The following is a 24,581-nucleotide window of genomic DNA, read 5'->3' as shown; positions in this document are numbered from 1 at the left end:
TTGTTCGGAGGGTCAGCTGCGGCCGACACGGGCGTCGTAGGCGCGCCGAGCGGTGAGATCGGAATCGCGCAGGACGGCAGTCTCGGCGCCCATGACACGGGCCAGCGCTTCCCCCACGCGTAGTGGCAGTGCCCGCTGCAGGCCCAGGAGTGTGCCGAAACTGCGGGGTAGGTAGATCCGCGGGTGTGATCGTCCAGATTCGAGTGCGGTCACCACCGCTTGCGCCACTTGCTCGGGCGCCACGTTGCGAATCCCTTTGGGTCCTTTGATTCCCGCGGCGAGTTCGGTGTTCACCGCGCCCGGAAGGACACAGGAGAACCGCACGCCGCTACGCCGGAATTCGAGCCGGGCGGCATCGCTGAACCGGATGCTTGCGGCTTTGCTGGCGTTGTAGACGGCTAGACCGGGCACCGAGGATTCGCCCATGGTGGAGGCGATGGTGACGATATGGCCGCGCCCGCGGGGCACCATGCGCGCGAGTGCGTGTTTGGTGCCGAGGACCGGGCCGTAGGCGTTGATCTCGAAGATTCTGCGTGTCAACGCGTCGTCCTCGTCCAGCAATGGACCCGCCGGCATGATCCCGGCATTGTTGATCAGCACGTCGATCGGGCCGAGCTCGGTTTCGACCGAGTCGAGGAAACTGCGGAACGACGACGAATCGGTAACATCGAGCCAAGCAGCGAGGGCGGCATTCGTCTCCGCTGCTGCCTCGGGCAGGGCCTGCTGGTCGATGTCGCCGATGGCGACCCGAGCCCCCCGCCCGGCGAGCGCGGCGGCGAGCGTTTGCCCGATTCCCCGGGCGCCGCCGGTCACAACGACCACGCGGCCATCGAGCAACTGCTTCATTTCGGACTCCTTTGTCCCACTGATTGATCGACGGAGCCGGCGGCGACCCGGCGAATGAGGAGAGCGACGCATACCAGGGCAGGCACCACGGTCACGGCGGGCACCACCCAAACCGCTGCGGGCCAGAACATGTCCGGATGCGGCGCGTGGGTGAGCATCACCGCACCGACCGCAAACCACGCGTACCCGATCAGCGCCCACTCTCGTTTGCGCGCCAGCCAGGCCAGCACGACCTCGAGTACGAGCAGTTCCGGCCAATGCCCGTAATAGGCCAGCCCGCCACCGGGCGCCATGAGCCCCAACCCGAAGGCCGACAGACGTACATTGTCCCCGTAGGCGACCAGCACAGCCCCCACTGTCCAGCCCACGGCATACACCGCGGCGAGCATGCCGGCCCGCCGACTCATGATTCGCGCCATTGCAACAACTTCTGCGAGACCGCGTCCGACCTGGACGCCATGACCGGCTCGACCGTGCCCGTTGGATACTCTGTGACGAGACATGGTCACGGCTCCTTGCCCAGGACAGCATCTTCCAGTTCCTCCAGCGCTCGGCCGGTATATACGGCCAGCCGCTGCAGATGCGGCAGCGAGTCACGGTCGCCGGTGAACCCGATGTTGAACCGTCCGGCCGCGGCGAATACCGAGATGAACAATCCGACCCCGTGGAAGGCGATGGCGAGTGGGTAGGCTTCTTCGAGCCTCGAACCGGCCAGGTACATGTCCTCGCTGAACAGGGGCACGTTCGAGACCGCGACGTTGTAGGGCGGTGCGGTGCGGCCGCCGAGGCCGAGCAGATTCTGGACCACGAACGGCCCCATGAACGATGCCGCCGACAGCGGCACCACGTGCGCGGGCAGTCGCCGTAATTCGGTTTTTGCCCGGGTGCTGGATCGCTGTACGGCGGCCAGGCGGGCATAGGGGTCGGCGATATCGGTGCCCAGATTCATGACGGTCATGGTGAAGGCGTTGTGGCTGGTGTGATCGTGCTCCCGGACGTTGACCGGGGTTGCCGCGGTCAGTGTCCGATCGGGAAGTTGCCCGAGCTCGTGCAGGTAGCGGCGCAACCCGCCGCCGACAATGGTCAAGTACACCTCGTTGACGGTGGTGCCCGACGCTGCCGCTAGCGCGGTGACGCGGTCGAGATCATAGGACTGGGTGGCGAATCGGCGTTGTGTTCCGATGCGCCGGTTGAGCAGGGTGCGGGGTGCGGCGAACGGCACGGCGAGGTCGGCGTCGCCGTGGCGGCGGTCGCGAACCATCCGGACAGTGAGCGCACTCACGGCAGCTGTGATCGAAAGGGCCTGGCCGATCCCGCGGCGACGGGAGCCGGTGGCCGCGCGGGCCGGGCGCACGGTGGGGGTCAGGCTCCAGATCGGGCGCACACCTCGGTCGCCGGGATCGATGGTGAGCATGTCCTTGGCGCGCAGACCGCCGCCGGCGCCGTCCATCAGGGCGTGGTGCACCTTGAAGTACAGGGCCCAGCATCGCTGAGCGAATCCTTCGATAACCACCCATTCCCATAGCGGACGGGTCAAATCCAAAGGGCGAGAATGCAAATGCGAGACCAAAGCACCGAATTCCCGTTCGCTGCCCGTCTCGGGCAGCGCCAGGTGCCGGCAGTGATAGTCCAGATCGACTCGGTCGTCGTCGAGAACCTCCCAGGCTGGTCTCAACGTGCGCAGCGGTGATTGCCGCAGGCGGTAATTGAATGGCGCGACCACGGTGGTGACCGCGCGCATCGCGGCCACCAGATCGTGGACATAGCCGTCGGGCGCGTCGTCGGGGAACCGGAACCGTGCCAAGACGGCTACGTGTTGAGGGCTCTTGTGTGACTCTGCGGCGAAGAAGATTCGTTCGGTTGGCGACATCCTCGGCCGCCGGCCCGGCGGCGGTTCATCGTCGCGTCCGGTCGGCACAACAGGGAATGGGGGGTGGTAGGTGTTCGCAGTCACGCCGATCGTTGCCCGGTCTCGTAGGCGGTGAGGTCGACCCGAGCGGTCGCGCGCGCGTAGGCGATGTGCGACCCGGGCCAGACGGCGACCACCTTCCCCTCGGCCGTGTGGTACCAGCCAGGACACCCGCTGGTGAATACCGTGTGCGACAGGCGCTGCCGGAGTCGCCGGTTGTATTCGTCTTGAACGCTTTTCCGCACGTCCAGCCACCGGCCGGTGCGGGCGCTGTGTTCGATCGCCTTGCGGGCGTAGCGGGCCTGTTTCTCGAGCAAAAAGATGATCGTGTTGGTGAGCGAGCCGGTGTTCGGGCCGTAGATCATGAACAGATTCGGATAGCCGGCGACCGTAATTCCCATATACGCCTCCGGGCCGGACTTCCACTCGGTGTGCAGCTTGCGCCCACCGCGACCGGTGATGTCGATCGGGGCGAGATATTCGGTGGCGGTGAATCCGGTACACCAGACGATCACATCCGCATCGACTGTTGTGCCGTCGCCGAGTACCAGCCCCGACGGCGTCACCCGCGTCACACCTTCGGCGTGCACCGAGACATGTGAGCGGTCGAGCGCCGGATACCAGTCGCTGGACAGCAGCAGGCGATTGCATCCTGCCTTGTAATCGGGTGTGACCTTGCGACGGAGCTGCGGGTCGGAGATCTCGCGGCGGATCTTGTAGCGCAACCAGGCATGCAGACCCGCCCGCAGCGGATCGAATCGGTTGTAGATCAACGGTACTCGCATCTCGTACCACAGCCATTCCAGGTTGTGCTGTGCGCGCGCCAGCCCTGGCACCGTCCGCAGCAGGCGGCGAATGCACGGGTTGGTCTTGTGGTTCCATTTGTTGCCGATCCAGTTCGGCGACCGCTGGATGACGTCCAATTCGTCGACACGATCGACGATGGCCGGCACGATCTGCACGGCGCTGGCGCCACTGCCGACCACGGCCACCCGCTTACCGGCCAAATCGACCGCGTCATCCCACTGCGCGGAGTGGAACTGGTTGCCGGAGAATGTTTCCCGGCCTTCGATATCGGGAACCTTGGGCCGCGACAGCTGTCCTGTCGCGCAGATCACGGCGTCGAACCACTGCCGCTCACCGTCATCGAGTTCGATCTGCCAGCGACCGCAGCGTTCGTCGAAGGTGGCGGCGATCACCTCGGTATTGGACGAAATCTTCGGTGCCACACCGTATTTCACCGCCGTGCGCTCCAGATACGCCCGGATCTCATGCTGGGTGCCGAAACGCTGTGACCATTCGGTCTCGAGCTCGAAGGAGTACGAGTAGGTCGACGACGGCACATCACAAGCGGCACCCGGGTAGTGGTTTGCCCGCCACACTCCCCCGACCCCGTCGCCCTTCTCGAAGACGGTGTACGTGCCGATGCCGTGGCGTTCCAGTTCGATCGCTGCCCCCAGACCACCGAAGCCGCAACCGATGATGGCCACGGAGAATGGTGCAGACGTGGGTGTTTCGACGGTGTTCATGCGAAGTCCAATTCTTTCGAGCGTGCGGCGTACCACCTTCCCGGTGGCGTTGCAGGGAAGTTCGTCGACGAAGATCACGTCACGGGGCACCGTGTCGCGGGCCGGATTCGACCGGACGTACTCCTAGACGGTTTCGGCATCGAGGACGGCGCCGGAGGCTGCCACGATGGATGACCGCGTCGCAGCCGTTTGCCGAAATCATCGTCCGGGCCGCCGACGACGGCGGCATCATCCACGCCGGGCAACGCGGCGATCCCTTGGGCAGACCGGCGGTTCCGCTGGTCAAGATGATGAAGCCGCCCGGCTGAGCAAGCGGGTTCGGAAGGTCCGTGCCGCCGGAGGCTATCAGCGCGTCGAGGAGGTCGCAGGATTCCTCGTCGTGCAGGACCGCGCGCACCCCTTCGCGTGCGGCGACCTCGGCGAACGGTGGCTTGGCGAAGCCGGTATTCATCATCGCCAACCGCAGTCCCGCGCGTCCGGCCGCGCTGATGGCCAACACCAGGCCCCGGTGATCGCGGGCCAGTATGGCGATCACCGAGCCCGGCGTAATACCCTGTGCCAGAGGAGTATTGGCCAGCGCATTGGACCGGCGATCGAATTCGCCGTAGGTCAGCACGCCGCGCTCGTCCACCAGTGCCGGTTCGGCGCAAGCCATGCCGAGGTAGTTGCGAGAATTCTCGGTTACCGATGTCATTGTCCGATTACCTCCGGCGGGACCGATTGTGCGATGCGCCGCTCATCGACGCAGTCGGCGGATGCCGGTCGCTGCCAGCGCCCGCATCATCCGCCCGACTACGGCGGCGCCGAGATCGGTGTAGGGGAACCAAAGCAGATGCCGCTGGTACGGCAGCGGCACGCGGGCCGTGGTGACCGCGTGCGGCCGGCAGTACTTCAGCACCGCCTGCGCGCCGCCGAAGCGCCCACCGAGCCCGGACTGCTTCCAGCCGTGCATCGGCGCCGACAGCAGGAATACGTTGGCGTGGGAATCATTGATGTTCACCGCTCCGGCCTCCAGCCGAGCCGCAACCCGCTGCGCGCGAACACGATCGCGCGACCACACACTGGCCGACAGTCCGAAATCGCTGTCGTTGGCCAATCGCACTGCCTCGTCCTCGCCGGCTACCGCCATCACCGGGATCAACGGCCCGAAGGTCTCCTCCCGGAGACACGCCATGCTGGGATCGACATCGATGAGGACCGTCGGCTCGACCCAGCGCGCGGCCCGCGAGTACCGGCCGCCGCAGACCACGGTGGCGCCCGCGGCGATCGCATCGTCGAGATGGCGGATCACCACATCGACCTGCTCAGAAGTCGCCAGACTGCCGATATCGCGGCCTTTGCGAAGCGACGACACGTGCGCGGCAAGCTTGCCGACGAACTCGTCGAATACCGACACTTCGACGAACACCCGCTCGATCGAGGTACACATCTGACCGGCATTGGCCAAGGCGCCCCACGCTATTCCGCGCGCGGTGAAGTCCACATCGGCATCCGACAGCACCACCGCCGGATCTTTGCCCCCCAGTTCCAGCGCACACGGAATCAGCCGATCACCGCACTGCGCCGCGATTGTACGGCCAGTCGCAGTCGAACCGGTGAACTGCACATAATCGACCTGCTCAACCAACGCGCGACCGACCTCGGTGCCACCGAAAAGTGCTGAAAGAACCGGGGGCGCACCGATTTCAGACCAACCCTCCAGGGCCGTCAGCACACAGTCCGGAGTGGCCGGAGCAGGTTTGACCACCACCGCGGCGCCGGCCAGCAACGCCGGAATCGCATCGCACAGTGCCAATCCCAACGGAAAATTCCACGGAGTGATCACCCCGACCACCGGATACGGCCGATGAGCAACGGTCACCGACTTCAAAGACCCGAGCGTATTCGCCGAGCGAGGACGCTCGGTTCGCACCATGCGCTTCGCCTCACCGGTGAGATATTTGATCAGCTCGATCGGCGCCGTGAATTCGATCCTGGCTTCCACCAGGGGCTTTCCCACCTCCGCAGCGAGCAGACCCACGATGCGGTCCTCGTTGTCGAGCAGCCAGTCGGCGTAACGGCGCAACCAGCGCACACGCTGGGCCACACCCGACGCCTCCCACGCCGGCTGCGCCGCACGCAGCCCGCCGATCAGCCCGGGCACATCGACCTGCGGTCGATCATTCGTGCCGAGCCGCTCACTCGCGAGGTTGATCTCCATCACCCGATCCCTTTGTCTGTGTCCGCTGTCACCAACGGTAGGAACCGGCCGATGCGGAAACCATGAGATCAAGAGCCAATACTTGTTCTTTTCGGCCAGATGGACAAGGATGCTCACCATGGCCCCGCGCCTGAATTTGCCGCGATCGATCGCCAGTGCGGCCATCCTGACCCGACTGGCGACCGAGCACGGTATGGAGATCACGCACTGCCTCGCCGGGACCGGCATCACACCCTCGATGCTCGACGACCCCGCCGCAGAGATCCTGGCCCACCAGGAACTGCGACTCGTCCACAACGTCGTCACCACGATCGGTCACATCCCCGCGCTCGGCCTGCAGGCAGGCTGCCGCTACGACCTACTCGACCATGGCATCTGGGCCTTTGCCGTCCTCAGCAGTCCCACCGTGCGGCACGGCTGGCGCATTGGGGTGGAACTGATGGATATCAGCTACTCCTTCGCGCGCTGGCGCTTCGACGAACGCGATGACGAAGCCGTGGCCAGCGCCGACTACTCCCCCGTCCCACCGGAGTTACGTACCTTTCTCCTCGAGCGCGACCTCGCCGAAACCATGACCGTCGACCACCAGGTATTCGGCTGGACAGTCCCGCCCACGAAAGTCGAGCTGTCCTGTCCTGCACCGGAATACATCGACGAGTTCACCGCTCTGCTCGGCTCACAGCCGGAATTCGACGCCCCCGTCACACGCCTGCACTTCAACCGTGACGTGCTCGATCTACCCATGCCGCAGGCCAATTCACACGCGGCCGCGATCGCCGAACGACAAGCCTTCGACATCATGCAGCGCCGCCGCGCACGCGAGGGCGTCGGCGCCACCGTGCGCGAAATCCTACTCAGCCGCGGCGTCACCATCGGCCAGAAAGAGGTCGCGGCCGAACTGCGGATCAGCGTCCGTACCCTGCGACGCCGCCTCGACGACGAACAGACCTCCTTCCGGGAACTGCTGGACGAAACCCGCCAGCTCCTGGCCGAGGAACTGCTGACCATCGGCACCACCGTCGAAGATGTCGCCGACCGCCTCGGCTACGCCGACGCATCCAGCTTCACTCACGCCTTCACCCGCTGGACCGGAACCACTCCAGGACGCTACGCCCGCACCCGCCGCTGATACCCCCAGCTAAACCGGTCCGGACGACTGCGCCAGAATCATCCTGCAGTGCAACAGCGCTGCCGGAAAGGTCGGCTCTGGCGCACTCTCGGTCGCGGCCACTGGACGGCACAGTCGAATTCCTGCATCTCAACCCCGCCTGAGGCCACATCCCACCACCCTCTCGGTCGGGAGCGCTTGCCCTGCCGAGCCGGTCGGCGGTGTTATGTCAGGGGCCGCCAGCTCCACGTCGTAGAAATTTCGAGCGGGTCGATGGGCGTGACCAGCCGCGGCAGGGTGTTGAGGCCGTTCGGGGGCCCGCTCTGCGGTTCGACGCAGACCGCCCCGGGCTGCTGGTCGTAGATAACGACCCACTCGGCGGCGCTGGTGACCTTCAATTCGATGGCACCGGGCCAGGTGAGGGTGACGTCGACGCCGTCGGGCATCCCGAAGCAGTCGTCCCAGGGCCCGGGCAGGGGGTCGATGCGCTTACCGGTGGGCAGGTAGTCCTGGCCACGGGATTCCTGCCATGACGCACGAAAGTCGATCTCGACATCTTCACCCTTGCCGAGGTTGCGCAGGAACCAGGGATGCCAGCCGGCCTGCGCCGGAAACGAATCCGCCGAGGCTTCGATCCCCAGAGTGAGTGTCAGAGCTTCCTCGCCGAGTTCTACCCGCTGCGTGATGCGGCCAGGGTAGGGCCACGGAGCAGCAAGGTCGACGGTGAATGCAGCTGATGTGTCGTCCGCCCGGGTTGTGCTCCAGGCGGAGTCCCGGCCGGTGCCGTGGATGGCGTGCGGCGGGTGGTTGACCGGCATCTGGTGGACATCGCCACCATTGCGGAAGCGGCCGTAAGCGAGGCGGCCGCACCAGGGCACCATCGGGAAGGCGCCGTATTCGGTTCCCTGGCGGAGCAATTCGATGCCGTCAACGGTCATGCTGCTGATCCGGCACCCATTGCCGGGGTCGATGGTGACAGCAGCGTCGCCCAGGGCGAGTCGCACGATCTGCTTGGCATTGGTCACCACCCCGACAATACGGCTCGAAGTCCGAAGCCAAGGACCGCACCGGGCCGCTGTGAGCTTTATTTGATCTCGACCACTGCATTCCGGAAGTCCCGCGAAACCGACCACCAGGCTCAACCGACACTACGTGCAGAAGTGACAGCCCTTCTCGATCCGAGTGCTGATGCGGGATGCCGATTCCTGCCCGCGGGCGCACCGCCACCACACCTTCCGGACAGCGCTGGCGTGTCCGCACCGCCGTGCGATCCTGACGTTGCTCGGGTGCAGCTGGCCCGCCATGCATTTCGGTAGCGAGCTCGGTGATGTGGGGCCGACCCTGCGGCTCGGATTCGGGTGTGACGGTCGCGGCGGCCAGACGGGCGCGGTGGCGTGCCACGGTGCGTTCGACCGCCTCGCCGAGGTTCCGCCAGATATACCCGGTCCACACATGTGACATAGACAGTCGCAGCGGCAGTCGAAAATCTGTGGTGTCGGGTGTAGACATTCGTTGAGGTTCGTTGTAGAGTCACTGTCGTTCGAATTAACGAGTCCAAGTGGCCGGGCAGGTGAACTGCCCGGAAGAAGTAAGTTCCGCCGTCCCCTTCCGGCGGATGACAGCGAGACCCGGAGCAGTCGGCCGGACCCGCCGGAAGGGGACCAGGCACTACCGAACAATCGAAATGCACAAGCACAGCAGGAAGACCGGCGATCCAGGAGGTGGTCACTGAAGAGACGTTCATCAGTTCCGCATCCGGAGAGCATCGGATGTGGTGTGCCACAGCGGCCCTGCGGGGCCGGTGAACCGCAATGAAATGTTCCCCCTTCGTAGATCCAAAGGCCTCGGCGCGCCGCGCCGGGGCCTGTTGGCGTTGACCCCGAGAGGCCCTGTGCAACAACCCAATCCCCACCCCGCCGCCGGTCCCAGTGCCGCCGACAAACTCGACGACGACGATTACCCCGCCTACTCGATGGGACGCGCCGCGGAAATCCTCGGTGTCACCCAAGCGTTCCTGCGCAGCCTCGACGCCGCGCAACTGCTGACCCCGCAACGATCCGCCGGCGGGCACCGCCGCTACTCGCGCTACCAGCTGCGTATCGCTGCCCGCGTGCGCGAACTCGTCGACGCCGGCAACGCCCTCGACGCCGCGTGCCGCATCGTCATCCTCGAAGACCAGCTCGCCGAGGCCCAACGCCTCAACACCGAACTGCAACATACCCTCGACCAGCGCAACAACCCCACCGAAACGACGTGAACGCGCCCGACACCCGCACCGGCCACATGGACGTGTTCCTTCCCCGGGCGATGGCCCCCGCCGTTCTCGACGCGGTGATCCGCCTCCACATCACCTCGGCCTTGGCACGCACCGGCACATCGGCCACCACCATCGAATACGGCACCGGCCAACCACACTCGCCAGGAGTCACTCGCTGGCCGGTCACCTACACCACCGATACGGCCCCGCCCGACTGACGGCCGGCACCAGCGCCGAACCTCCGTACCATCAGGGGCATGCGATCGCTGTGTTGGTCGATGGGCCTATGCACCGGCGCCTACATTCCGATAGATTCGCAAAACCGCTGTTCAATGACGCTTCGATGCACCGTGAGTCTGGGAAATAATCGCGATCGCCATCCGCCCCGATCCACAGAAACGTCGACAGGACGTCGCGGATCCGATGGAACCTGGACAGTGGGCCAGAGTGAATCCGCAGGGGCCAGGCGAGTCATGGGCATGCCTTCCGACTACGCCGTACATACGCTCACACAGTCTTGTCGGACCCCTCTCGTACGCTCCCGTGGTACGACATGGTGTCGGGGCGTGCGAAAGGAGCGATGTGAACGGCGGCTGCCTCTGTGGCAATATCCGGTTCTCCGCGACCGGCGATCCCGACTTCCCTCATTTGTGTTCCTGCGAGCACTGTCAGCGACTTTCAGGCGCTCCGGTGATGTCGTGGGTGTCTTTTCCCGAGGAAGGATTCGCGTGGACCGGTCCGGGTGGTGAGCCCACATGGTTCGAGACGTTCCCTCAGATCGGCCGCGGGTTCTGTCCGAAGTGTGGTTCGTCGATCGCCTCCAAGGGCGATGAACTCGGGTGGGTGGGGGTCACGATCACGGCGTTGGATGATCATTCTGGCCTGGTACCGGTCAAGCAGAGCTTTGCGCACAACGCAGTCCCGTGGATGGGGCCGTTGAGTTGAGACACCGACCTTGCACGACGGCCCTCTGAGCTGGCCGCAAGGCCCGCTCCCAGCGCTTGTTGGGTACCATGCCAAGGGTTCGCCTGGGCGCCCTCATCGTTGGGCAGCGTGGTCGAAGGCTCGGCCGTAGATTTCATCGATGATCGGGTTCTTGGCCAGGTTGTAGTCGGTCGGTGTGTCGGCGGTCTTCGCGGCGAGGTGGCGCTTGGCGGTTTCGTAGAGGTCCCGGTCGCTGGGGTGGGTGCGTAGCCAGTCGCGAAAGACCAGATGTCGGATGTGCTCGGGTGCGTTCGGGCTGAACACGTGCAGGTTCACCGCCGGGTCGGTGCGGGCGAGCATTCGGTGCTGGTGCCAGGAGGGCTCCCGTAGAACCAGGCGGAAACCGGCTTGTTCCAGCTGGGGTACGTATGTGGCCTCGTCGGCGGAGTCGGTCACGATGAGGTCGATGTCGATGATCGGTTTGGCGGCCAGGCCGGGGACTGCGGTACTGCCGACATGCTCGGTTGTGATCTGTTGACCGGCAAGGGCTTTCCGGATCGTGTCGGCTTGCTCGTCGAACATTCGTGGCCAGCACGGGTTGTAAGGGACGAGAACGACGGGTTCGACCTTCGAGGGACTCTCGCCGACCCAGGCGGCGGCCATCTGTTCGGGGGTACTACGGAGCCGTTGCGTGATCTCGGGCGGAAACGACACGTGGACACACCTTCCGATACCGGACAGCAAGTTTATGAAACATACCTCGGCGGTGGTTACAGTGTCGCGCCGTTGCCAGGTGGGGCCGGTGACGAGAGTGCTGTGGGCGGTTTCGACGACGTTGGAGGCAATCGCCCTCGGCACAACGATGGCCCCCGACGTGCTCGAAGAGCTGCACAGTGCAAAATTCAGCCTCTGGGGTCGGTGGCGTGGCCAGCCCCTCGGCAGATCGTGCCGCCGATATGCGGCCGGTGAGTGGACGGCCATCGCCCAGGAAGTCGACTGCACCGACCGAACATCTCGAATTCACAGCACCCAGTAATAGAACGAGGCCAATTTCGGACCGGTGCCGTCGTCGAACCGGACGGTGACCTTCCAATTCCCTGGTGCCGGAACAACGAGCTGATCGCTGCGCCACACCAGCGCCCCGTTATCCACCACCGGCCGTCCCAACGTCACCGGCAATCGGGCCACATTTGCCGATTCCGAGGACAGGTCGACGCTAACCGTAGCCGAAACATGTTGCGCAACAGGTAGCTTCGCGGGCGGGTAATCGACGGTGAGTCGCTGCGGGCCGTGCCGGATCGAGTCGATGCCGATGTGCAGCACCTGCGCCGCCCCGAAGTCGAGCGTGGTCGCGATGTCGGTGGTGTAGGTGTCCTTCGCCGGAGCCAGCGTCGCCAGCACCGAGGTCACCGCCAGCACCACGACCGCCAGCACCGTCTCCAGTACGACGGTTCGGGGCCGGCCGGCGATGGCACCGGTGCGGCGAAACCACCGCGAACTCAGGTAGCCGAGCGCCACAACACCCGCTGCCACAATGGCTTTGACTGTCAGGACCAGGCCGTAGATGGTATGCAGGAGAGCCTCCAACGGCTGTACCTGCAGCACCGCGAGCACAGTCCCCCCGGCGACGGCCGCCGCCACGTGCCCGACCGCGACGGCGTGCCATCGCGCCGGATCCCGCACACCGCGGAGCACGAACGCGACGACAACGACACCACCCAGCCACGCGGTGATGTCATAGACATGCAACAGCGTGCCGGTGAACAACCATGGCCACCCCTGCGCCGAGCCACCGTGGCCATCCAGCGTCACCGCGAGAACCGCTGCGACTGCTTGTAATACGCCGGCCGCCACGGCACTGCGGCTGCCACGGGAGACGACCGCGACAGCAACAATCGAGGCGAGCACCGCGACTGCGGCCACCGCCCCGTGCGGGCTGTCGAGGACAGTGCGTGCGCTCGCGCCCGAGATATCGGACGGACCACCGGACTGCTGCGCGACCAGAACGAAAAACCGAAATACGAACCCGGCCGAGAAGACCGCGTTTCCAACCCGATAGACCACCTGGAAACGCCGCCTCCGGACCACCGACGGCCGTACCCAGCACGCCGCAGCGTACAAACCAGCCGACAGTATCAGCCCGAGATAGGTGAGGCCCCGCGTCGGAGAATCGAGATAGTGCTCGATACCGGGCGACGAACGATCGGCGAAATGCCCCGGCGCGGTCACCGTGCCCACGGTGAACTGAATCGACAACGACACCACATGGGTGTCGGCCGACACGACGCGCGCGGTGGCCAGGTAGGCCCCGTCCGGAACGGGCGCGGCCGGGACCAGCACAACGCGACGCTGCCCGTCGTCGAGCCGCGTGCCCGACAACGCGAATCGTTTTCCGCCGCTGTCGATCAGCTGCGCGGACTCAGCGACCAGCGTGACCGGCTCGTCGAGTTGCAAACGCAGCTCAGCCGGCGACGTGTCGACATGGGCTCCCGGTCCCGGGTCCGTCGACACCAGCACGGCATGCGCCGACGCGGCGCCGGCCGACCACACCTGCGCCGCGATCGCGACGAGTAGAACGAACCGGCACCGCCGTACACCCCTAGCTCGAGTTTTAACCTGTTCGGCGTGGTCGTGGCCCTGCGGGGGTTGGTGCGCGAGTGTTGCTCGCGGTCTTCATGTGGACGTCGTGGCGGGGTGCGGGCCGCTGGTTGCGGCGGCCCGCCGGTCGGCCGGGACCAGGACGTGAGGGTTTCGGTGCGCTGGCTGGACAGGCGATGTTCGGGCGCAGGTGCCGAAATACCCGGCGGACCCGTGCTGGCGTGAGTTGTTGTGCGGCAACGGGTTTCTCCCACGGCCGCCGCTGATCCCGCGCGAGTCCGCGAGCCAGGCGCAACTGGGTGTAGGCGGCGAGCAGCATCCAGGTCCACCGGTCCGCGCCGGCGTGGTCGCGGGGTTTGGGGGCGGTCCAGCCGAGGGTTTGCTTGAGCATGCGGAAGGTGTGCTCGATATCGAACCGGCGCAGGAACGCCTGCCAGAGCAGATCGACGGTGCCGGTGTCGAGGCCTGTGCCCGAATGCCACAACCAGACCGGTTTCGGTATCGCGCCGCTGGGCAGGCGCTCGACATCGAGGCGGATCACGGTGCCCTCGATCACCGGCAGCGTCCCAGCTTGCGCGACCCAGGACGAACGGTGGGTCAGCCGGGGATGCAGCCGGTCCCACGACCGGGCATGCGCGGGACCGTAAAGCCTGGTCTCGGTGACAGTTTCGGTCGCAGGTTCACCCCAGGTCGCGAGGTCGCCGAACACGAACTCACCACCATGACGGGGCGGTCGGCCAGTGGTGCCGGGCAACCAAGGCGGTGCGGCACGACGCAAGACGCGGTCCCGACCGCATGCGGGCCAGCACCCTCACGGGCAGAAGCAGGAACGCCAGCCGGGGCCCGTCGTAGCCGGCATCGGCGACAACCCAGATGTCGGGATCACCGGACCGTCACTGACCAGCGGTGATCAGATTGCCGATCACCGACCGCAGCTGGGTTGCGGTGATCTCGGCGGCGTCGTCACCCGGCGCGAGCCGGACCGCGTCCAGCGGTGCGGTCCAGGAGCTGCGGCCGGTGTCGAGCGCGCAGACCACCGAGAACGGCCAGCCCGGGATCATCTGGTGAGTGTTCTTGGCCCGGCCGTAGGTGTGACACAGGATCCGCTGCGGGCAGGTGTGCGCTTCGGGCCGCAGCCAGCAGGTGATGTCCACCGCCAGCACCAGCCGGCCGTCCGCGGCTCGCGGCAGCGGCACCGCCGCCAGCGCTCGCCGCGGCCGGTCGGTGTCGATCCGGCCGCGGTCCAGCGCCGCATACACACTGCCATGACCACGGCGATTTCAACGAGAAGGGTTTCGACGCTCTGGACCCAACATGGAGCGGGGGCAGACCGGCCAAGACCGATCAGGCGACACGTGATCGGATCTGTCAGATCCCCCGGTGCTGTCCCCGTGACTTGGGCTGGCCGTTCTCGACACGGAGCCTGTCGAAACCGGCAGAAGTGTTGCGGACCAACACGATTGCCGATATCAGCCGCGAGACCGTCCGACAGATCCTCAACACCGGTGGGGTGTCGTGGCAGGCCACGAAAACCCGGAAAGCCGGCAACGACCCCGACTTTCAAGCCACGATGACACGAGTCCTCGATCTTTACGGCAATCCGCCTGCCGACGGTCGGGTGATCTGCGTGGACGAGTTCGGCCCGCTGGACCTTCAACCCCGCGGCGGCCGAGGCTGGTTCACCGCCCGGCGGCCGCGCCGGCTGCGAGCGATCTACCACCGGACCCAGGGTGTCCGGCACACGTTCGGCGCCTTGGACCTGCGGACCGGGCAGTTGTGCTACCGGATCCGGGACCGGAAACGATGGACCGAGTTCCTGGCGTTCCTGAAGTCTGTGCGGGACCGGTGGCCGGACCAGAAACTGTATCTGATCTGCGACAACTACTCGGTCCACAAGCGCGCCGAGGTCCGAGCGTGGTGCTCGGTCAACGCTATCGAACTCGTGTTCCTGCCCACGTATTCGTCGTGGCTGAACCGGGTCGAATGCGAGTTCGCGGCACTGCGGTACTTCGCCCTCAACGGCACCGACCACCGCAGTCCTGGCGAACAAGACGACGCGATCGCCACCTACGTCCGTTGGCGCAACCAGCACGCCGAACCCATCCGTGACTTCGCCGTCGGATCCAAGATCCGACGGCCGAATTACCTAACCAACATTGCCTGACGCGGCACTAGCGCTTGATAGGTCAGGGTATTTGAACGCTAACGTAGGCACGGGCGGTCAGGGACCCCACTTGGGGAATCCGCGTGATGGTTACGAATTGCCCCCACATCGACTTCTCGCGATATTGGCACTCCCCCAGCATCTTTCGCGGCTGGTAGGTCTGACGATATGCACTGTTTGCCCGCAGCGATGTTGCTCGAAGTCCCCCGCACTGCAGTGGACCGTGGGCCGCACGATCAGGTTTCCGCGGGGTTGAGAACCGGCGCGTCGGGGGCCGAGCACCGTGACAGGCGACGGAAGTCGGCGGCTACGCGAGTTCGGCTCTCACCGCTGTCATTGCCTTCGATGCTGGTCGCCACGTCGAGCTTCGCCGTGAAGCGGAATTGCTCCGATCGCACTGCCTGGTCGATCCCGAGCCCTGGAGGTATTCGGCGTTGAACCGAACGATCAAGGGTCAGGCGGGCGGGCTCGCAATAGGCAGTGATCGGATACTTCGATCGTTGCGAGCGGCGCAAAGCTCCGGCAAGCGGGGAAAATGAACCAGCGCCCCGTTGCCACGCCAGCGCACGCGGACCCGAAGGAGTACCTCGATGAGCATTCCCGCCACCGGGCCGAAGTCGATCACGGGGACGGTCCTCATCGGCTCCGCGATACCGGAGCACGTGAAGTCGGATCGATCGGCTCATCGGGCCGAGGGGCAGCCCGATGTGCTGGTGTGCGCGGCGACCGTGGACGACGTGCGGCGGGCAGTGGAATTCGCGGCGGAGGCCGGGCTGACGGTGGTCGTGCGAGGGGCCGGCACCGGGCTGGCGGGTGGCGCGAGTGCCGGTGCGGGTTCGCTGATCCTCGACGTCAGTGGGCTCGACCGAATTCTGCGGATCGCCGAGGCCGACGAGTACGCGGTCGTGGAAGCCGGTGTCAGCGGCGCGGTGCTCGACGCCGCCGCAGCCCGGGCCGGCCTGCGGTATGCGCCGGACCCGGCCAGTGTCGCGATCTCGACGATCGGGGGCAATATCGCCACCAACGCGGGTGGGCTGCGATGCGTGAAGTACGGGGTGACCGGCGATTCGGTGTTGGGCCTGAGCGTGGTCCTCGCCGATGGCAGGCTGCTGCATACCGGACGACGCACGGCGAAAGGCGTCGCGGGACTGGATCTGACGAGCTTGTTCACCGGCTCGGAGGGCACTCTCGGCGTGATCGTGTCGGCGACGGTGCGGTTGCAACCGATTCCGGTGCGCACGGTGACGGTCGCCGCCTATTTCGATGACGTCGAGCGGGCGGCCGCGGCAACAGCGGCCGTACTCGCCGCGCGGGTACGGCCCGCGATGCTGGAATTGCTCGACGGGGCATCGCTTCGCGAGGCCCAGGAGCTGTCGGGGGTGCGCGGTGCGGCGGCGGGCGCGTTCGTCGTCGCCCAGACCGATGGGTTCGGTGCCGACGCAGAGGCCGCGATCGTCGAATCGACGTTCGCGCGCTTCGCTTCCCGCGTGTCCGTCGGCACGGATTCCGCCGCCGCGGACGAACTGCTCACGGTGCGCCGCGCAGCGCTTCCCGCACTGGAGCGGCACGGCCGGGTACTCATCGAGGACATCGCGGTGCCGCGATCACGGATCGCCGAGGCCGTGCGCCGGATCACCGAGATCGCCACCCGGCACGACAGCAGGATCTACACCTTCGGCCATGCCGGAGACGGAAATCTGCATCCCATCATCGTCGTTCCCGAGCACGACCCCGCAGCGCTCGGGCGTGCCGAGAACGCGGCAGATGAGATATTCGCCACCGCATTGCAACTGGGCGGCACCATCACCGGTGAGCACGGCGTGGGGCTGCTCAAGCGGCGCTGGTTGGAGCGCGAACTGGGACCCGACGCGCTGCAGGTTCAGCGCGCGGTCCGGCGCGCGCTGGACCCCGACGGGCTGTTCAATCCGGGAAAGATGTTCTGATCGGGTCAGTGCGGCGTTGCCGCCACGGCGACCGGACGCCCGGCCTCCGCGCTCCACTGCGACCACGACCCCGGAAACAACGCCGCGTCGATGCCGGTGATCCGCAAGGCCGCGATGACCACGGCGGCGGTGACTCCGGAACCGCAGTAGGCGCCCACGGCTCTGCCGTCACCCACCTGTGCGGACGCGAAGATCGCGTCGAGTTCCGTTGCGGGACGGAAGAATCCGTGCTCGTCGAGCAGGCCGGCGTACGGGACGTTGACGGCGCCGGGAATATGCCCGGCCACCGGATCGACCGGCTCACTGTCCCCCCGGAATCGCTCGGGTGCCCGGGCGTCGATCAGAACTCCCGCGGTGGTGAGCCCGGCCGCCCCGTCCGCGGTCACCGTGTCCGCCGCGCCCGCGTACAGGTTGTCGTGCGCAACCGTGAGATCGCCGAGCGTCGGCTGTTCGTTGCCCTGTGCCAGGTCGCGACCGATCCCTGTCCAGGCAGCGAGCCCGCCGTCGAGGATGCGTACATCGGTGACACCGGCCGCACGCAGCACCCACCACGCGCGCGCCGAGCCCGCACGATTCCAGTTGTCGTACACCACGATCGGCACTCCGGTCCGCGCGCCCCAGCGCCGCGCCGCCGCCTGCAGCCGGGCGCCTGCCGGTAGCGGATGGCGCCCGCGCCCGGTGATCGAATGGTCGGACAGTTCGGATTCGAGGTCCACATAGGCGGCACCCGGAATGTGGCCGGCGCCGTAGGCTTTCCGGCCGTCGGGCTGGTCCAGTTGCCAGCGCACGTCGAGAACCGTCACGGGCACCCCGGCATCGAGCCGCTCGGCCAGTTCCTCAGCGGTGATCACACTGTCTGCCCGCGAAGTCATTACGCGACTCCCCTCAGCCGACGGCCGGTGATCGAGCGATAGTGCGCGGTGATCGCGTCGACGGCGGTGTTCTCGATATCGTGACCGAGTCCGCGCCGGGCTACCAATCGCACATCGATCGAGCCCATCGCGGGCAGCTCCCGGATCTCGGCGAGGCCACCGGGCGGAGCCGTGAGAAACGGCAGCAGGGCGATCCCGAGACCGGCCTTCGCGGCCGCCACCACGCCGTCCAAATTGCCGGATTCCGCGGTCACGGCGACCTGATAGCCCAGCTCGCCAAGCTTCTGCACGGCCCGCCGCCGCAATCCACAGGGCTCCTCGAACGCCACCAGCGAGATGGGCCCCGGTGCGGGCGGCAGCTGCCAGGTGGTTCCCGCGACCCAGCGCAGATCGAGCAGGCCCACCTCGGCGCCGACCGGCTCGGTGGTGTTGCCGCCCAGCACCACCGCGAGATCCACCACGCCCTTACTCACCGATTCCGTGAGCGCGGTGGAGCGATCGATCCGGAAATGCAGATGAGCGTCTGGATAGGCGGTACGCAGGACAGCGAGCAGTTCGGTCAGCAGCCCGTCGCCCGCATGCTCGGTCGAGCCGATGGTGATCTGCACCGGCGCCGATCCGGCGAAGCGAGCGAGCACTTCGTCCTGGGCGTCGAGCAGCTTGCGCGCCTCAGCCACCAGGCGTTCGCCGTCCGGGGTGAAATACGAACCGCGGCCGTGCCTTTCGACAAGCGACAGCTTCAGGCGCCGTTCCAGCATGCGGATGTGCTGGCTGACCGTGGGCTGGCTCAGATGCAAGGCGTCCGCCGCACGCCGGAACCCGCCAGTCTCGGCGATGGTCACCAGCGTGCGCAGGTGCGTCAAATCCAGGGGATCCGCCATAACATTCAGCCACCTTCTGAACGGCACAATAATTTCAACCAGTAAACGCTGTCCCGCAGGATTTGCATACCTTTGAAATCGGCCGGATCAGAATTCCCCGGATATTTCTTTCACCCTATCGGTCGCTATCGGGTAATCGAATCGAATTTCACGATTCGAACTCTGGTTTTCAAGCTCGGCGGCTCATTAGCATGACGTTCCGTGTCCGGCCGTGAATCGGTGCGCGCACATCCGAGACCATTGCCGGAAGGACTGTCATGACCGTGGAAACCAGTGCCGAACCGGTGCCGGCCACCGCCGCACCGACTGTGGAATTCATCAGCCTGACGCATACGAATCCCTCGACCGAACTCGCGCCGATTCCCACCCGCGGCATCGATCTGCCCTTCGTGCGGCGCTACGTCCGCACCCTCGAGGACGCCGGATTCGACGCGACGCTGCTGCCGTACGGATCGTCCAGTGCCGATTCGTTCGTGCTCGCCTCGGCGGTCGGTCAGCTCAGCGACACCTTGAAGCCGATCGTGGCGGTACGCCCCAACACGGTATTCCCGACGGTCGCCGCCCAGCAGCTGGCCACCCTGGACCAGCTCACCGAGGGCCGGGCGGTACTGCATCTGATTTCCGGCGGCAACGATGCCGAACAGGCACGACAGGGCGACTATCTGCCCAAGGACCAGCGTTATGCGCGCACCGGCGAATTCATCGATGTGCTGCGCCGTGCGTGGACCGAGAAAGAGTCGTTCTCGTATGCCGGCGAGCACTACCGCTTCGATGATTTCGGCCCCGGATTCCCGCCCTACGGCGACTCGATTCCGATCTCGTTCGGCGGGCAGTCCGATGCGGCGTTCGCGATCGGCGCGGCCAAGGCGGACATCTTCGCCTTCTGGGGTGAACCGCTGGCCGACGTCAAGGGCCAGATCGAGCGCGTGCACAGCATCGCCGCCGCGGCCGGGCGCACCGATCGCCCGCGCATCTGGGTGACCTTCCGCCCGATCATCGACCGCACCGACGACCTCGCCTGGGCCAAGGCGCGCGACTACGTCGAACGGATCGCACGCAATCTCGACAACAGTCCGCCGCGCAAGCGATTCACCGGCGCACCGCAGAACGTCGGCTCGCAACGAGCGCTGGAATTCGCTCAGCGCCAGGAGATCTACGATCGCGCGCTGTGGACGCGTACCACCGCGGTGACCAATGCCGCCGGTGCGTCGAGCGCACTGGTGGGCAGCCCGGAGACGGTCGCGGCGGCGATTCTGGACTACATCGATCTGGGTGCGAGCCTGGTATCGATCCGCGGCTACGACACCCTCAACGACGTCATCGACTACGGACGCTACGTGCTGCCGCTGGTTCGCCAGGAGTTGGCGCATCGGAAAGCGACCGGCCGGCGCGGCACCCTGCAGTCGGAACACCTCGGCGCGTTCGCAGCGGCGGCCCGCCCGTGACCACCGCACCGACCGGATATCCGGCGTTGACCGTTCCGGATACCTCGCCCGCCGCCCTGGCGGCGCTGACGACCGAAATTGCCGCGACCGCAGCCGAATACGACCGATCCGGCGATGTTCCGCTCGCCGGCTTGCGCGCCGCGCATCGCGGCGGGTACCTCACCGCCACGATCGCCGCCCGCTACGGCGGACCCGAACTCGATCATCACCGGGTGGCGCGAATTCTGGTGGCTCTCGGCGAGGGCGACCCGTCGGTCGCGCTCATCGCGGCGAACAATCTCGGTGTGCACCGGACCCAGGCCGACACCGGCGGCTGGCCCGATGCGGTCTACGCCGAACTGGTGCGGCGCTCACTCGACGGACCGGCGCTGGTCAATGCCGTCCGTGCCGAACCGGAGCTGGGCGCGCCGGCCCGCGGCGGACTGCCCGCCACGATCGCCCGCCGCACCCAATCCGGCTGGATTCTCGACGGGCGCAAGTCTTTCGCCACCGGCGGACGGGCGTTGACCTACCACGTGGTGTGGGCGGCCACCGACGAATCCCCGCAGCGGGTCGGACATTTCCTGGTTCCCGCCGACGCGGCGGGCATCACCTGGCACGACACCTGGGACCACCTCGGATTGCGGGCCTCCAACACCCACGACGTGACCTACACCGGGGTCGCGGTGCCCGCGGAGAATTTCCGTGAGATCCCGTTCGTCGACGGGGTGTATCGCGATCCGGCGGCGACATCGGGGCCTGCCTCGTTCGGGCATTCGGCCCTCTACGTGGGCGTGGCACGCGCCGCCCGCACCGCATTCACCGCGTACGCCCGCGCGCGCGTGCCCTCCGCGCTGGGTAAGCCGATCGCCGAGACCGAGCGCATCCAGGCGGTGGCCGGCGAGATCGAGAGCCAGATCGTGCAGGCCGAAACCTTGCTGTACGGCACCCTGCACCGGCTCGCCGCCGGAGAACCCGATGTGCCCCAACAGCTCTCGTCGGTCAAGGTGCTGATCGCCCGCTCCGCCATCGCAGCGGTCGAGACGGCCGTCGCGGCGCTCGGCAACGCGGCGCTGACTCGGCACAACCCGCTCGAACGGCATCTGCGCGACGTGCTGTGCGTGCGGGTCCATCCGCCGCAGGAAGACGCCGCACTACTGGCCGCCGGCCGCGCGATCCTCCGGCCGGGCGCGTAGTCCCGGTTCGGTGTCCATCAACATTTTTCGTTTCGTCGCGAGGAACATCCCGATGCCGACCTTCATGAAGCCCACCCCGCACCGCCGCAAGCGCCGATGGCGCACCGCGGCATTCGCGCTCGCCGCTGCCACCGCGCTGCTCGCGAGTGCCTGTGGCGGTGGGGGCAACGACAGCGGACCCTCCGGAGAGGGGCGTGACCCGGTACGCGGCGGCACCTTGCGGCTGGCGTTCTGGCCCGACAACGCGGCCTTCCCGTGCATCGATCCATTTCAGGTGTATTGGATCGAGAGTCGTTCACTGGTCCGCAATTTCGCCGATTCCCTGACCGATCAGAACCCCGACACCGGGGCGATCGTGCCCTGGCTGGCCACCGGATGGCAGATCAGCCCAGACGGCCGCGACTACACCTTCACTCTGCGCGACGGAGTGACCTTCGCCGACGGCGCGTCCCTGGACGCCGCGGCGGTCAAAACCAACTTCGACGCCTTCCTCGATGAGACCCGTCGGACCAACGGCACGGTCTTCGGCGCGAGCTACATCGTCGGCCTGGAATCGACCGAAGTGGTCGACGCCAAGACGGTGAAGTTCCACTTCTCCCAGCCGAATTCGTCGTTCCTGCAGGCGACCTCGACCACGAACCTGGCCCTGCTGTCCCCGGCGTCGTTCCGCAAGACTCCGCAGCAGCGCTGCCAGGGCGACATCGCCGGGTCGGGATTGTTCGTCCTCGACAAATACGTGCCGGGTGAGAGTGTCTCGCTGAGCCGGCGCACCGGCTACCACTGGGGTTCGGCGTTGAGCAAGAACACCGGCGAGGCCTATCTGGACGGAGTGAAGGTCAGCTACGTCGCGGAGGACAGCGTCCGCACCGGCAACCTGGTCTCCGGCCAGATCGACATCGCCTGGCCGCGCAATCCGTTTACCGTCGAAGACCGGCAGCTGATTGCGCGCTCCGGCGCCTATCTGCGGTCGCGGCCGCTGCCCGGCGTCTCCTACACGCTGTATCCGAACGTGTCGGACGGACATCCGCTGGCCGATGACCAGGTCCGCGCGGCGCTGTACAAGGCAATCGACGTGAAGACATATGCCACAACGATTTTCGGATCCGACTATCCGGCCGTCGGCGGCCCCTTCGACAGCACCACACCCTATTTCGTGTCGCAGGCCGCCAAACTGAACTACGACCCACAGGAGGCCGGGCGGCTCCTCGACGCCGACGGATGGCGCCTCGCACCAGGCGACCAGTACCGGTCGAAAGACGGCAAGCGGCTCACTCTTACCCAGTTGATCACCGCGTCCAGCCCCGGTGCCGAGCTGTTCCAGGACCAGCTGCGCAAGGTCGGCATCGACCTGCAGTTGAAGGTGGTCACCAACGCGGAACGCCCCGGCGCCATCGCGGGCGGCCAGTACGATCTCATCGAAAACTATTTCACCCGTGCCGATCCGGGTGCCCTGCAATACATTCTCGTCGAGCAACTGGCGAATTCGAAGGCTCTGGCCCGGAATGCCCAGCACCCCGCGACCGCGGCCCGGGTGCGTGATCTGTTCACGGAGGCGGTACAGGCCACCGACGAGGCGCAGCGACAGCGGATCTACACCGAGCTGCAGAACGTCCTGATCGACAACGGTGTCACCTTCCCACTCTTCGAGCGCCTGCAGTACGCGGGAATCAGGAACCAGGTCAACGGATTCCGGTTCACCTCCGAGAGTTTCTTGTCCCTCGACGACACCTGGATTCAACCCTAGCGCCGTCCCCGCGAGAGAAGGAAAATACCTTGACCAGCTACGCTGCACGCCGCATCGCACAGGCCGTCGTGGTGCTGTGGGCGGCGTTCACACTCACCTTCGTCGTGCTGTATCTCCTGCCGAGTGACCCGGTCTCGATCCAGCTCGGCGCGGCCGGCATCGAGACCGATTCGCTGACACCGCAACAGCTCACCGCCGCCAAGGCGGAGTACGGACTCGACCGGCCGATACTCGATCAGTACATCACCGCGCTGACTGGGGCACTGCACGGCAACTTCGGCACCTCGATCGCCAAACATACGCCGGTCACCCAGCTGATCGGCGACCGGCTCGGCGGGACGTTGCTGCTGAGTGTCCTCGCCGGAACTCTTGCGGTGGTGGTCGGCACCATCGTCGCCTACCTCGCCGCGTTCGTCCGATTCCGGCCGCTGCGGATGGTGCTCGACCGGATACCCGCGCTCGGTGTCGCGATCCCCTCGTTCCTGGTGGCGCTGTTACTTATTCAGGTCTTCGCCTTCGACCTGGGCTGGGTGCCGTCGTCGGGTAGTAACGGATGGCGATCGCAGGTGCTGCCGGTCGTCACCATGGCCCTACCGTCGTCGGCCCAGCTGGCCCAGGTACTCACCCACAGTTTCGACGAGACATTGGGTGAGCAGTACATCGTCACCGCCAGGGCCAAGGGCCTGTCGCGGTCCGCAGTGCAACTGCGGCACGCGTTTCGCAATGCGCTGCTCCCGGCGCTGACCATCCTCGGACTTCTGGTGGGCACGACGGTAACCAGCGCGATCGTCGTCGAAACGGTGTTCAGCCGCAACGGGATCGGCCGGCTCGCGCAGGAAGCCGTACTGGCCAAAGACATTCCGGTGGTGCTGGGCATCGTCGTGATCGCCGCGACCGGATTCGTCCTGGTCAATCTGGTCGTCGACCTGCTGTACCCACTACTGGATCCTCGGATCACACATGCCACGAAAGCGGAGGTGAGCTGA

23 protein-coding genes are annotated in these 24,581 nt (G+C 66.3%); 10 read left to right on the top strand and 13 right to left on the bottom strand.

Going from position 1 to position 24,581, the window contains the following annotated elements; translation table 11 throughout:
* Positions 1-12: 12 nt before the first annotated feature.
* From C5E41_RS19680 to C5E41_RS19655, 6 genes are all read right to left on the bottom strand, one after another.
* Positions 13-846 carry an SDR family oxidoreductase gene (locus C5E41_RS19680; RefSeq protein ID WP_104377270.1) on the bottom strand — a complete coding sequence of 278 codons (834 nt, stop codon included), beginning with the start codon at positions 844-846 and terminating at the stop codon, positions 13-15.
* A complete protein-coding gene (locus tag C5E41_RS19675; RefSeq protein WP_146097611.1) occupies positions 843-1,253 on the bottom strand; it encodes a hypothetical protein in 411 nt (136 codons plus the stop codon). Before C5E41_RS19675 ends, C5E41_RS19680 begins: the two co-directional genes overlap by 4 nt.
* Positions 1,254-1,351: 98 nt before the next feature.
* Positions 1,352-2,716 (bottom strand): wax ester/triacylglycerol synthase family O-acyltransferase, encoded by a 1,365-nt coding sequence (locus C5E41_RS33965; RefSeq protein ID WP_181063321.1) that lies wholly within the window; start codon positions 2,714-2,716, stop codon positions 1,352-1,354.
* A gap of 80 nt (positions 2,717-2,796) precedes the next feature.
* Complete coding sequence (locus C5E41_RS19665) at positions 2,797-4,284, bottom strand: flavin-containing monooxygenase (RefSeq protein WP_146097610.1); 1,488 nt, start codon at positions 4,282-4,284, stop codon at positions 2,797-2,799.
* A 79-nt stretch (positions 4,285-4,363) separates the two neighbouring features.
* Positions 4,364-4,978: an AMP-binding protein gene (locus tag C5E41_RS35760; protein WP_104377267.1), complete on the bottom strand. Its 615-nt coding sequence runs from the start codon at positions 4,976-4,978 to the stop codon at positions 4,364-4,366.
* A gap of 42 nt (positions 4,979-5,020) precedes the next feature.
* The gene (locus C5E41_RS19655) at positions 5,021-6,484 is read right to left on the bottom strand and encodes an aldehyde dehydrogenase family protein (protein ID WP_181063320.1); all 1,464 of its coding nucleotides are present in this window, start codon (positions 6,482-6,484) and stop codon (positions 5,021-5,023) included.
* Between the two features lie 118 nt (positions 6,485-6,602).
* Between C5E41_RS19655 and C5E41_RS19650 the strand changes: the two genes are divergently transcribed.
* Complete coding sequence (locus C5E41_RS19650) at positions 6,603-7,613, top strand: AraC family transcriptional regulator (protein WP_181063319.1); 1,011 nt, start codon at positions 6,603-6,605, stop codon at positions 7,611-7,613.
* A 203-nt stretch (positions 7,614-7,816) separates the two neighbouring features.
* Here C5E41_RS19650 and C5E41_RS19645 read toward each other — a convergent pair whose 3' ends face one another.
* Positions 7,817-8,617: an aldose epimerase family protein gene (locus C5E41_RS19645; RefSeq protein WP_104377329.1), complete on the bottom strand. Its 801-nt coding sequence runs from the start codon at positions 8,615-8,617 to the stop codon at positions 7,817-7,819.
* 866 nt (positions 8,618-9,483) lie between these two features.
* On the opposite strand from C5E41_RS19645, the gene C5E41_RS19635 reads away from it, so the two are divergent.
* The 3 genes from C5E41_RS19635 (at position 9,484) to C5E41_RS19625 (ending at position 10,794) form a co-directional block, all read left to right on the top strand.
* Positions 9,484-9,849 carry a helix-turn-helix domain-containing protein gene (locus tag C5E41_RS19635; RefSeq protein ID WP_104377263.1) on the top strand — a complete coding sequence of 122 codons (366 nt, stop codon included), beginning with the start codon at positions 9,484-9,486 and terminating at the stop codon, positions 9,847-9,849.
* Entirely contained in the window at positions 9,846-10,067 is a 222-nt protein-coding gene (locus C5E41_RS19630; RefSeq protein WP_104377262.1) for a hypothetical protein, read from the top strand. The genes C5E41_RS19635 and C5E41_RS19630 overlap by 4 nt, the downstream gene beginning before the upstream one ends.
* 205 nt (positions 10,068-10,272) lie before the next feature.
* On the top strand, positions 10,273-10,794 hold the full coding sequence (locus C5E41_RS19625) for a GFA family protein (RefSeq protein ID WP_104377261.1): 522 nt from the start codon (positions 10,273-10,275) through the stop codon (positions 10,792-10,794).
* 93 nt (positions 10,795-10,887) lie between these two features.
* Here C5E41_RS19625 and C5E41_RS19620 read toward each other — a convergent pair whose 3' ends face one another.
* The 4 genes from C5E41_RS19620 to C5E41_RS34500 form a co-directional block, all read right to left on the bottom strand.
* A complete protein-coding gene (locus C5E41_RS19620; RefSeq protein WP_258081090.1) occupies positions 10,888-11,487 on the bottom strand; it encodes a GrpB family protein in 600 nt (199 codons plus the stop codon).
* Between the two features lie 306 nt (positions 11,488-11,793).
* Positions 11,794-13,323 carry a copper resistance CopC/CopD family protein gene (locus tag C5E41_RS19615; protein ID WP_258081089.1) on the bottom strand — a complete coding sequence of 510 codons (1,530 nt, stop codon included), beginning with the start codon at positions 13,321-13,323 and terminating at the stop codon, positions 11,794-11,796.
* 61 nt (positions 13,324-13,384) lie between these two features.
* Entirely contained in the window at positions 13,385-14,080 is a 696-nt protein-coding gene (locus C5E41_RS34505) for a hypothetical protein (protein ID WP_258081088.1), read from the bottom strand.
* Positions 14,081-14,264: 184 nt separating this feature from the next.
* A complete protein-coding gene (locus C5E41_RS34500; RefSeq protein ID WP_219823198.1) occupies positions 14,265-14,630 on the bottom strand; it encodes a transposase in 366 nt (121 codons plus the stop codon).
* Between the two features lie 44 nt (positions 14,631-14,674).
* On the opposite strand from C5E41_RS34500, the gene C5E41_RS19605 reads away from it, so the two are divergent.
* Both C5E41_RS19605 and C5E41_RS19600 read left to right on the top strand, forming a co-directional pair.
* The gene (locus tag C5E41_RS19605; protein ID WP_146097616.1) at positions 14,675-15,535 is read left to right on the top strand and encodes an IS630 family transposase; all 861 of its coding nucleotides are present in this window, start codon (positions 14,675-14,677) and stop codon (positions 15,533-15,535) included.
* 590 nt (positions 15,536-16,125) lie between these two features.
* Positions 16,126-17,478 (top strand): FAD-binding oxidoreductase, encoded by a 1,353-nt coding sequence (locus tag C5E41_RS19600; RefSeq protein WP_104377259.1) that lies wholly within the window; start codon positions 16,126-16,128, stop codon positions 17,476-17,478.
* A 5-nt stretch (positions 17,479-17,483) separates the two neighbouring features.
* On the opposite strand, the gene C5E41_RS19595 is transcribed toward C5E41_RS19600, so the two are convergent.
* Both C5E41_RS19595 and C5E41_RS19590 read right to left on the bottom strand, forming a co-directional pair.
* Positions 17,484-18,350 carry a sulfurtransferase gene (locus C5E41_RS19595; protein ID WP_104377258.1) on the bottom strand — a complete coding sequence of 289 codons (867 nt, stop codon included), beginning with the start codon at positions 18,348-18,350 and terminating at the stop codon, positions 17,484-17,486.
* Positions 18,350-19,231, bottom strand: coding sequence for a LysR family transcriptional regulator (locus C5E41_RS19590; RefSeq protein ID WP_039783543.1), 882 nt, complete (start codon positions 19,229-19,231; stop codon positions 18,350-18,352). The genes C5E41_RS19595 and C5E41_RS19590 overlap by 1 nt, the downstream gene beginning before the upstream one ends.
* A 257-nt stretch (positions 19,232-19,488) precedes the next feature.
* Here C5E41_RS19590 and C5E41_RS19585 point away from each other — a divergent pair, with 257 nt between their 5' ends.
* From C5E41_RS19585 to C5E41_RS19570, 4 genes are read left to right on the top strand one after another with little or no spacing between them, the layout of a single operon-like run.
* On the top strand, positions 19,489-20,676 hold the full coding sequence (locus tag C5E41_RS19585) for an LLM class flavin-dependent oxidoreductase (RefSeq protein ID WP_104377257.1): 1,188 nt from the start codon (positions 19,489-19,491) through the stop codon (positions 20,674-20,676).
* Entirely contained in the window at positions 20,673-21,851 is a 1,179-nt protein-coding gene (locus C5E41_RS19580) for an acyl-CoA dehydrogenase family protein (protein ID WP_104377256.1), read from the top strand. Before C5E41_RS19585 ends, C5E41_RS19580 begins: the two co-directional genes overlap by 4 nt.
* A gap of 52 nt (positions 21,852-21,903) precedes the next feature.
* Positions 21,904-23,595, top strand: a complete 1,692-nt coding sequence (locus tag C5E41_RS19575) for an ABC transporter substrate-binding protein (protein ID WP_258081087.1) — start codon at positions 21,904-21,906, stop codon at positions 23,593-23,595.
* Between the two features lie 29 nt (positions 23,596-23,624).
* Positions 23,625-24,581: an ABC transporter permease gene (locus C5E41_RS19570; protein ID WP_104377255.1), complete on the top strand. Its 957-nt coding sequence runs from the start codon at positions 23,625-23,627 to the stop codon at positions 24,579-24,581.

The organism is Nocardia nova, from assembly GCF_002933465.1.
GTDB lineage: Bacteria > Actinomycetota > Actinomycetes > Mycobacteriales > Mycobacteriaceae > Nocardia > Nocardia nova_B.
The sequence above is the reverse complement of the archived record's forward strand: the minus strand, read 5'-3'. Positions and strand labels throughout refer to the sequence as shown.

What these genes read in the sequence shown, in the direction of transcription:
- C5E41_RS19590 (WP_039783543.1), bottom strand. Translation starts at nt 19,231, where the DNA reads ATGGCGGATCCCCTGGATTTGACGCACCTGCGCACGCTGGTGACCATC.
- C5E41_RS19600 (WP_104377259.1), top strand. Translation starts at nt 16,126, where the DNA reads ATGAGCATTCCCGCCACCGGGCCGAAGTCGATCACGGGGACGGTCCTC.
- C5E41_RS33965 (WP_181063321.1), bottom strand. Translation starts at nt 2,716, where the DNA reads ATGTCGCCAACCGAACGAATCTTCTTCGCCGCAGAGTCACACAAGAGC.
- C5E41_RS19680 (WP_104377270.1), bottom strand. Translation starts at nt 846, where the DNA reads ATGAAGCAGTTGCTCGATGGCCGCGTGGTCGTTGTGACCGGCGGCGCC.
- C5E41_RS19650 (WP_181063319.1), top strand. Translation starts at nt 6,603, where the DNA reads ATGGCCCCGCGCCTGAATTTGCCGCGATCGATCGCCAGTGCGGCCATC.
- C5E41_RS19575 (WP_258081087.1), top strand. Translation starts at nt 21,904, where the DNA reads ATGCCGACCTTCATGAAGCCCACCCCGCACCGCCGCAAGCGCCGATGG.
- C5E41_RS19675 (WP_146097611.1), bottom strand. Translation starts at nt 1,253, where the DNA reads ATGAGTCGGCGGGCCGGCATGCTCGCCGCGGTGTATGCCGTGGGCTGG.
- C5E41_RS19625 (WP_104377261.1), top strand. Translation starts at nt 10,273, where the DNA reads ATGGAACCTGGACAGTGGGCCAGAGTGAATCCGCAGGGGCCAGGCGAG.
- C5E41_RS19655 (WP_181063320.1), bottom strand. Translation starts at nt 6,484, where the DNA reads ATGGAGATCAACCTCGCGAGTGAGCGGCTCGGCACGAATGATCGACCG.
- C5E41_RS19585 (WP_104377257.1), top strand. Translation starts at nt 19,489, where the DNA reads ATGACCGTGGAAACCAGTGCCGAACCGGTGCCGGCCACCGCCGCACCG.
- C5E41_RS19595 (WP_104377258.1), bottom strand. Translation starts at nt 18,350, where the DNA reads ATGACTTCGCGGGCAGACAGTGTGATCACCGCTGAGGAACTGGCCGAG.
- C5E41_RS35760 (WP_104377267.1), bottom strand. Translation starts at nt 4,978, where the DNA reads ATGACATCGGTAACCGAGAATTCTCGCAACTACCTCGGCATGGCTTGC.
- C5E41_RS19665 (WP_146097610.1), bottom strand. Translation starts at nt 4,284, where the DNA reads ATGAACACCGTCGAAACACCCACGTCTGCACCATTCTCCGTGGCCATC.